The 8,144-nt window shown below is 68.5% G+C and carries 8 protein-coding genes and 1 pseudogene; 2 read left to right on the forward strand and 7 right to left on the reverse strand.

All coding sequences use genetic code 11. The features are described from left to right. The 3 genes from AB0G56_RS40810 to AB0G56_RS40820 form a co-directional block, all read right to left on the reverse strand. Positions 1 to 285 (reverse strand): IS3 family transposase (locus tag AB0G56_RS40810; RefSeq protein WP_360981002.1); only part of this gene is annotated, 285 nt, incomplete at its 3' end. Positions 286 to 489: 204 nt separating this feature from the next. After that, positions 490 to 663, reverse strand: coding sequence for a transposase (locus AB0G56_RS40815; RefSeq protein WP_360981004.1), 174 nt, complete (start codon positions 661 to 663; stop codon positions 490 to 492). 554 nt (positions 664 to 1,217) lie between these two features. Next, positions 1,218 to 2,186 (reverse strand): NADP-dependent oxidoreductase, encoded by a 969-nt coding sequence (locus AB0G56_RS40820; RefSeq protein ID WP_360981007.1) that lies wholly within the window; start codon positions 2,184 to 2,186, stop codon positions 1,218 to 1,220. Between the two features lie 89 nt (positions 2,187 to 2,275). Here AB0G56_RS40820 and AB0G56_RS40825 point away from each other — a divergent pair, with 89 nt between their 5' ends. Beyond that, positions 2,276 to 2,854 (forward strand): helix-turn-helix domain-containing protein, encoded by a 579-nt coding sequence (locus AB0G56_RS40825; RefSeq protein WP_360981010.1) that lies wholly within the window; start codon positions 2,276 to 2,278, stop codon positions 2,852 to 2,854. Positions 2,855 to 3,030: 176 nt separating this feature from the next. Here the strand turns inward: AB0G56_RS40825 and AB0G56_RS40830 are convergent, their stop codons facing one another. Beyond that, complete coding sequence (locus AB0G56_RS40830) at positions 3,031 to 3,426, reverse strand: helix-turn-helix domain-containing protein (RefSeq protein ID WP_360981013.1); 396 nt, start codon at positions 3,424 to 3,426, stop codon at positions 3,031 to 3,033. 106 nt (positions 3,427 to 3,532) lie between these two features. On the opposite strand from AB0G56_RS40830, the gene AB0G56_RS40835 reads away from it, so the two are divergent. Beyond that, the gene (locus tag AB0G56_RS40835; RefSeq protein WP_360981016.1) at positions 3,533 to 4,366 is read left to right on the forward strand and encodes an enoyl-CoA hydratase/isomerase family protein; all 834 of its coding nucleotides are present in this window, start codon (positions 3,533 to 3,535) and stop codon (positions 4,364 to 4,366) included. A gap of 908 nt (positions 4,367 to 5,274) precedes the next feature. Here AB0G56_RS40835 and AB0G56_RS40840 read toward each other — a convergent pair. From AB0G56_RS40840 to AB0G56_RS40850, 3 genes and pseudogenes are all read right to left on the reverse strand, one after another. Further along, positions 5,275 to 6,363 carry a hypothetical protein gene (locus AB0G56_RS40840; RefSeq protein ID WP_360981019.1) on the reverse strand — a complete coding sequence of 363 codons (1,089 nt, stop codon included), beginning with the start codon at positions 6,361 to 6,363 and terminating at the stop codon, positions 5,275 to 5,277. 795 nt (positions 6,364 to 7,158) lie between these two features. Next, positions 7,159 to 7,827, reverse strand: coding sequence for a Type 1 glutamine amidotransferase-like domain-containing protein (locus AB0G56_RS40845; protein ID WP_360981022.1), 669 nt, complete (start codon positions 7,825 to 7,827; stop codon positions 7,159 to 7,161). 105 nt (positions 7,828 to 7,932) lie between these two features. Further along, positions 7,933 to 8,144: pseudogene (locus tag AB0G56_RS40850) on the reverse strand (transposase); the annotation flags it as partial.

Below are 8,144 nucleotides of genomic sequence, written 5' to 3' on the forward strand. Positions count from 1 at the left end.
GGACGCGGTGAAGTCGCGCCGCAGCAGATCGGGCACCGCCTGGGCGGCGGGGTCCGGGATCGTGGTGCGGTGTCGCCGCCTCAGCCTCCGCCCCTGGATGCCGTGTCGGCGCATAAGGCGCTCGATGCGCTTGCGGTTGACCATCACACCGTCGGCGCGGAGCTCGGCGGTGACCCGCTTGGCCCCATAGGCCTTTCCGGACTCTGTGTGGACCTTGCGTATCCGTCGGGTGAGTGCGGCGTCGCAGCCTTCTTCGCGGCGCGGGCCGGTGCGGTCTTCAGTCACCGGTAGAACCCGGACCTCGACAGGCTCAGCACGGTGCACACCGCCGCTTCACGCCGAAGGCGTCGCGATGGTCGGCAACAACTCGAAGCGGCTCACCAGTTCGTCTCGCCCGCAGAATACCTGGCCGCCCGGCGCAGGATGTCACGCTTCCCTCTCCCGCTCGCGCACCTGCCTGCGCAAGGCCGCGATCTCCGCGTCCTTCGCCTACGCCGCGACCGATTCGGGCCGCTCGGCCTTCTCCGCCGTCTTGATCCACTGCCGCAGCGTCTCGTGATGCACGCCGAGCTCGGCGGCGATGCGTGAGACGGGCCGGCCCGACGAACGGTCCAACGCCACCGCGTCGGCCCGGAACTCCCCCGAGTACTTGTAGGTCCCCACCCGGGACTCCTCTCCCTGGACTCAAGATCCAGTGTCGAGGTGTCCACGCTCAAGGTGGAGGGCCCGTGCGGCCCGACACCCTCGACGGCTTCATAGCCGACACCGGTCTGACCGTCGATGAACTCGCGTCACCTTGACGAGCCGAAGTCAGTAAATCGACACACCGCCCGGGGCAGCTTCGTGCAGAAACCGCAGTGGCCGTCGGCATTGCACAGAGGGTCCTCGTATTCGCCGCAGGTGAGGAGGTACTTGGCGTGGTAGCGGCTCGTGTGGCGCCGTGTCACCCGGCGAGGAGATCGGCTGTGTCTGGGTGAGTGCCGTCCCGCACATGATCTACGGTCGTGAATGAGCACCACAGTTGGCACCGTGAGCGCTTGAGAGGACAGCCCGGGGCCTGCGGGTCAACACAGTCAGCCGTACGGTCGCTGACGTGCTGCAGTCTGGCCTCCTCCGGGTCCCGGAGGTGCCGGGTGCTCACCGAAGCGGGGATCAAAGACGGGGATCCGGGCGGTGTCCGCGTGCTGCACCGGCCGTTCCTCGTGCGGCACGTGCGCTCAGGGCCGAGGCCGGAGGTCGATCACGACCTTGCCGCGAACGTGTCGGGCCGCCTGGAGTTCGACGGCCGCACGGATGTCCTCGACGGGGAAGGCCGCCGCGATGGGTACCCGCAGACGGCCGGCCGCCACAAGGCGCGCGATGTTCTCGAGAGCGTCGGGTGCGGCGTTGGCGCCGTTGGCGGCAGGGACGCCGTCGACTTGGCCCGCGATGGTGCAGATGCGACCGTCCGGCACTCCCAGCGCGCGAGCGGCGTGCACCGTGTCCGTCCCGTGCAGGTCCAGTGCCGCGGTGACAGGGCCCGCACCGAGGTCGCGGACCCTGCCGGCAAGGCCCTCGCCGTACGCGACCGGTTCGGCGCCGAGGCTTCGCAGATACTCCGCTGACCACGGCGAGCCCGTCCCTATGACCAGCGCACCCGCGATCCGAGCCAACTGGACCGCGAACACACCGACCCCGCCGCCCGCGCCGCCGATCAGCACCGTGTCGTCCGGACCGAGGTCAAGGACATCGAGAGCGGCGGCCGCGGTGCTGCCCGCGATCGAGAGGGTCGCGGCGGTGCGGTCGTCGACGCCGTCCGGGGTGTGATGAGCGATGCCGTTCGCGATGTCCCCGTTCGCGTCGAGGACGACGTGGTCGGCGACCGCACGGGACAAGGCAGCCCCGAACACGCGGTCGCCGACCGCGTAGCCCCTCGCGCCCGCACCGACCCGGTCGACGACTCCGGCGTAGTCGGTCCCGAACCCGGCCGGCAGGCTCAGGCCGAACCGTGCCGCGGTCTCGGCGTCCGCGGTCATGATCCAGTCCATCGGGTTCAACCCGGCCGCTTTCACCCGCACACGGATCTGCCCGTCGCCCGCCTGAGGTTCGGGCACGTCCTGGAGGGCCAGTACCTCCGGCCCGCCCCACGACTCGAGCCGGACCGCCCTGCTCGCGCCGTCCCGAAGTCCGTCGTCGTACTGCTGCATGTCGTACTCGTCTCCTCGCGCTCGCGGAGCCACCCTGAAACGGACTATGCTCCGTTTACGGAGTCCAACATAACCGGAGCGTGTTCCGTTTGACTAGTCCCAAGCCGCGGGCGACCCGAGCCGATGCCGCCCGCAACCGCGAACAGCTGCTCGAGGTCGCGACGCGCGTGCTCGCCTCGCCCGGTGCGGAGACGTCGATGCGCGCCATCGCCCGCGAGGCCGGCGTCGGCATCGGGACGCTCTACCGCCACTTCCCGACCCGCGAATCCCTGGTGGAGGCTGTCTACCGTGATCAAGTCGTCCGCCTCACCAACGGCGCCCGGGACCTGCTCGCCGAGGTGGCCCCGGCCGTTGCGCTGCGACGCTGGATGGACCTGTTCGGCGACTGGATCGCGACGAAGAACGGCATGCTCGACACACTGCTGACGATGATCGAGTCCGACGTCGTCGGCCACGCCAGGACCAGGGACGAGATCCTCGACGCGATATCGTCGATCCTCGACGCAGGTCGCGCTGCGGGGGATCTCCGGCCCGACGTCACCGCCGAGGAGATCGCGGCCGGCCTGATCGGGATCTTCACCGTCGCGCACCAGCCCGGCCACGCGATCACTGCCGATCGGCTTCTCGACATCCTCCTCGACGGCCTTCGCCCGCGAAGGCATCCTTGAGCAACAGCCGAACGACCGCCCGGAAGTCCCCAGGTGCACTGACCACGAGGCGCGAGCAAGACCCCTCCTGATCACGCGCGTCGCGACGAAGCCGGACGGCTTCTCGCACGCCCACCGGCGCAACCACACAGCACCACAACAACGCTGTCCGGCTCGCCCACCCCGAGCGCCTCAAGTCAGTAAGCGTCAGCCCTGGCGTCGTACGCCCGCTGGCAGTTCTGGATCTCTCCGCTGTGTTCGACGGTCCAGTCATAGAGCAGGCCGAACGGCTCGCGCAGGGACTCGCCCAGGGGTGTGAGCGAGTACTCGACGCCGACCGGTGAGGTCGGCAGCACTCTGCGCTGAATCATGCCGTTGCGCTCAAGACGGCGCAGTGTCTGGGTGAGGACACGTTGCGTGATGCCCTCCAGACCTCGCTTCAGTTCATTGAACCGGGTGGGCCGTTCCAGCAGCGCCATCACCATCATCGACCACTTGTCCGCTATCTGGTCGAGGATCGGTCGGCTGGGGCAGTCCGCCCGGAAGACCGCCCGTGTTTCGGCGTCAACGCCGTGCATATCGGTGTCCTTCATGATCCTACGTGCTCCAAAAGTGCCTTCTTGACCATCTGGGCGTCGTCGCCGACGGTAGGTATGCATTGCAAACCTACATGCCAAGCGGTAACCAATGGAGAGCCTCATGACGAACGATGCCTACGCGACCCTGCGCGTGAGCAGCGAGCACGGCGTCGCCCGGATCGTCCTCGACAATCCCCCGGTGAACGCGCTCGGAACGACGATGATGCGTGAGCTGCGGACGGTGCTGACGGGCCTCAAGGACGAGTCTTCCGTCCGCGTGATCGTCTTCTCGAGCGCCGACCCGGAATTCTTCATCGCTCATGTGGACATGCACGTCGGCGAGGAGATGGACGTCCTCCAGGAACTCGCCGCATCCGCCCCGGCGGACGTGAACGTGTTCCAGGCGATCGGTGAGCTGATCCGCCACCAGCCCCAGGTGACCATCGTGAAGCTCGCCGGGAAGGCCCGCGGAGGCGGGGCGGAATTCGTGGCTGCAGCGGACATGACGTTCGCCGCCGTCGAGACCGCTGGACTCGGTCAGATTGAAGCCCTGATGGGCATCATCCCCGGCGGAGGCGGCACGCAGTACCTTCGGGACCGCATGGGTCGCAACCGCGCCCTGGAGGTGATCCTCACCGCCGACTTGTTCGATGCCGAGACCGCAGCGTCCTACGGCTGGATCAACCGGGCCCTGCCGGCCGACGAGCTCGACCAGTACGTCGACCGTGTCGCCCGTAACATCGCCGCGCTGCCCGACGGTGTCATCGAAGCAGTCAAGCACTCGCTGCCCGCCGATGACTTCAAGGAAGGACTGCTGCGTGAAAACCATGCCTGGGCTTCTACGTTCAGCCTGCCGACCGCTCAGCGTCTGATCAGCAAGGGCCTGCAGCAGGGGGCACAGACGCCGCTCGGCGAACGCGACCTTGAGGGACTCATGCGCAGAGTCGCGCGCTGATTGCCGGACGGGCACGTGACACAACGGTGAACGGCCTCACAGCCGTCCTGTTCGTCCATCAAGCCATTGAGCTTCCGGTTCGGGTTCGGGCCTTGAATGTACGTCGGCGTAGCCGAACCAGGCGCCGGGATCGACGTGCCGGCCGCTGGTCGTGCTGGTCCTGCTGTGCATCGCGACGGCGAGTCGCTCCTCTGGCCGGGCGGCCGGTCCGGTGTACAGCCCGACTCGTCTGCCACTGCCTGCGGCTTCACCCCGGTAAGAGCCTTGGGCAGGATGACGAATTGGACGTCCGGATCCGCCTCGACGTCGGGGAACAGCCGCGCCGGCGCCTCGCACAGCGCCCAGTGCGTGGGGGCCCGCTTACCGTCCAGCAGACCGGCCGCCGCGAGCAGGAAGGCCGAGGCGCACAGGCTGACGATGCGCGTCCGCGGCCCGATGCGGTCCAGCGCCGCAGCGAGATCCGCGGGGAGCGTGCCGGTCGCGAGCAGGTACTCGCTGGGCTCCTGCGTGGCGAGCACGACGGTGTCCGCACGCTCCAGCACCGACTCGTCGTGGTCGACGACGATCCGGTAGTCCCCGTGCGTGGCACCGGCCGGCCGCCGAGGGAGCAGGTGCTGACGGAGTGCAGACGGGTCCCGTCCGGTTCAAGTGACTCCTGTTGCGTTCCGACTGCCGGTGGGGAACTCGTAGTCCGCCACCACGACGATGAGCCGCCACCGCTTGAAGCGTAGGAAGTGGACGACGAGGTTCGACTACATCGACCTCTGCCTCGTGAATGCCGGGTTGTTGCATCGCACCTCCGGAGGGCGCAGTACGAACAGGAGATGCACAGAGAAACGAGGCTCGGGGCGTGCCCGTTCCGCTCCGGCACGAGCGAGGGCTCGAAGGAAGCCGGTATCGGGCTGGGTCTACCGCCCTGTCACCGTCAGGTACTCGGTCTTCTTCACCCGGCCGTGGTGGGCGACGATCGTCACAGGGTAGCGGCCGGGCTTGAGGTCGTGGCGGACGGTGGCCGTGCCGAAGAAGCGCGGGGCGTCGCCGTCGGCGGCCTTGCTGTCGTCGTAGCGAAGGCGGAGCGCCCCGGTGAACGCCGGGGAGGTGGCGGTCAACCTCGTCTGCTCGCCCGGGTCCGGGTACTCGTCGTGCCACATGACCGCGACCTGACGCCCGACGCCGACCCGGAACCGGTGCGTGCCGCCCGAGTAGCCCTGGCCCGGGTCGTAGAACTCGGGCCCGTACGCCTTGCCCAGGTAGTCGCGGTCGCCGGGCCGGGACGCGCGGACCTTCACGTGCTTCTCGGCGATGCGGCGGCCGTACGGGCCGTACAGTGTGAAGGTGTACGTGCCGTCCGCCAGGACGGGCTTGAGCTGCATCTGCGCTGAGAAGGCCCGCGGGTTGTAGAAATCCAGGGTCGCGTCGTGGACGAGACGGACGGGCCCGGGCAGGGCCGCGGACCGCACGGTGAAGTCGGTGCCCCGCTCACCGGGGTACAGATCGTCGAAACCCGCCCACACCGGCTCCCCGGGGCGGGTCACGTACCGCGACGCCGACAGGGTGAAGGAGGGCCGCTGGGATCGTACGACCTGGATCCTGTCGTGGGCCACGCTACGGCCATGGACTGTCACCGTCAGCGGATACCAGCCGGGCTTGTCCGTCATCTTGAGGGTCGCCAGGGCCCAGTAGTGGTCGCCCTCCCATCCCAGCCGTGCCGACCCGCCCAACGCGGGCGACTGGGCGGTCACCGCGTCGCCGCCCTGTGCGTGGCTGACGCCGTAGAGCATCATGTGGACCAGTTGCCCGGGGCGGGCGTCGGTCTGGCCGTTGAGGATCAGGTCGGGCTTGCCGCTCGTGGTCCCGGGACTTTTGGGGGTGGTGGAAGCGGTCTTGTGCGCGGAGGCGTCCGTGCTGTGCGCCGCTCCGGCCGCGCTCGCCGCGGTGGCGCCCCCGCACAGCACGAGACACGCCGCTGTAACGGCCACGGCCCTGGACCAGTTCATCGTTCCTCCAGTAGTTCGGTCACCTGTGAAGAGGGCGAAACGGTGCTGCTGGTCATCCGCGGCAGCGGGAAGGGCACGAATGTTACGCATTCGTCGGCGGGCTGCCGGGCGCGTCTGCCGGCCTGCGCCCGGCGACAGCCGATGCGGCAGCTCACGCGATCTCCGAAGGCAGGTGCTCATCCCAGGAGACAGGGCGTCGACGTAGTCGGACGGCGTCCGGTTCGTACTGCGCCGGCTGCTGAGCCGGCTCGACGAACGTGTCAGGCGCGCATTCCAAGATCATGGAGTCGGCCGAGGTGCCCGAACCGTGAAATCCGCGAGGCATGCGGCACGCTCCGGTCGTCGTGCTTACGCTGACTGTGCGCGCGGCACTGGCCGGAGCGACCTTGCTGCTCGTGGTCGGCGAGTGGATCGCCGACGCCCCTCCTCGGTCCTGGAGCGTCTCCGCGCACGACCCGGCCCCCTGTTCCCGAAACGGTCTCTGCCCGCGGAAACAACGGTGCGGCGGCTGCTGGGCCGCATCGACGGCGACTCGCTGCACCAGGCGGTGGGCCGCTGGCGGAGGAGGACGCCCGGAGCAGGGTTGCGGCCAGGGCCAAGGGGAAAGGGCGGCGGCCCAAAGCGGACCTGGACAGCGGCGTCGAGGATGTGACGCTGAGCGACGGATCATCCGCGTCCAACTCCGGTGCATGCGGGTCGCGCAGCGAGTGAAGGGCGCAGAGCGTCAGGACGCTGCGCAACTGACCACCGTGGCCGGCGGCTTGCTCTCGCTCGAAGTCCTGGCCGCGCCAGGTGTCACGGATGGAACCGCCACCGGCCTTCAGAAATGACATCCACCCTGCCGTCCCTGACGCGAACGGCCGTCTCGTCGTCGATGAAGTAGATCGGGAAGTCCGCCCGCGCAGCGATGCGATCAGCCCAGGCGTCGTCCCGCTCGGGGAAATCCGGTGAGTACAGATGAGGCTTGAGATACCAGTCGAAGAGGCCGAACGGCGGCTCCACGGTCGTCGCGCCGAGCACGTGGAGGTCCGTGGTGTCCCCGATGACGTCGGCAGAGTGTCCGGTGAGATTACGGCTGAAGATCATTGATCCGGCGCTGAACCCCACATAGATCCGGCTCTTCAGCGCCTCCAGGAAGCCGTCGGCCAGGCCGCTGGCGGTGATGCTGCGCGCGAGGTGGTAATGACTGCCGCCCCCGACATAGATGACGTCGGCGTGGAGCAGCCGGTCGAGCACCATCTGCCGGGGCAGGCCATTCAGCTCCAGGACGTCGAACTCCCGCCAGCCGAGGCCGTGCAGCCGGTTCATGTCCGCGACGAACCACCCATGGTCCCCGGGCTCGGCGACCGATGCCGTGGGAACGTATACGACGTTCGCCGATCCGAACGGCCTACCCAGCATGTCCCGCAGCGCATCCCGCTGCGTCTCGTTACGCAGACCACTCGCCGTCAACAGAAAGTTCATCGGCCGAGCCAAGCACGACTCACGGGGCCCGCGCAACGAACCCAGGATCCACCGACACCGTCATGGCATGGCGCATCAGGAACAGGCACTCAGCTTGTTCTTTATCTACCAGGACCTGCCAGGCTTGCCGATGGCCTTGAGGGTCTCGGGGCGTCTGACGGTTTTGCCGACGTCGTAGCGGGGTGCCCGCTGTTTGTTCTTGGCGCCGGGTGGCCGTCCGGGACCGGCGCCTCGGGGTTTGGGAACACGAGTCGGACAGGCGAGGTAAGCGCGGATGTTCCGGAACCCCCGGCGGACCCGGGCCGGGGTGAGCCGGT

The sequence above is a fragment of the Streptomyces sp. NPDC021356 genome (assembly GCF_040641015.1).
Lineage (GTDB): Bacteria > Actinomycetota > Actinomycetes > Streptomycetales > Streptomycetaceae > Streptomyces.

Coding starts and splice junctions, on each gene's coding strand:
- AB0G56_RS40820 (WP_360981007.1), bottom strand. CDS start 2,186: ATGCAGCAGTACGACGACGGACTTCGGGACGGCGCGAGCAGGGCGGTC.
- AB0G56_RS40830 (WP_360981013.1), bottom strand. CDS start 3,426: ATGAAGGACACCGATATGCACGGCGTTGACGCCGAAACACGGGCGGTC.
- AB0G56_RS40835 (WP_360981016.1), top strand. CDS start 3,533: ATGACGAACGATGCCTACGCGACCCTGCGCGTGAGCAGCGAGCACGGC.
- AB0G56_RS40840 (WP_360981019.1), bottom strand. CDS start 6,363: ATGAACTGGTCCAGGGCCGTGGCCGTTACAGCGGCGTGTCTCGTGCTG.
- AB0G56_RS40845 (WP_360981022.1), bottom strand. CDS start 7,827: ATGAACTTTCTGTTGACGGCGAGTGGTCTGCGTAACGAGACGCAGCGG.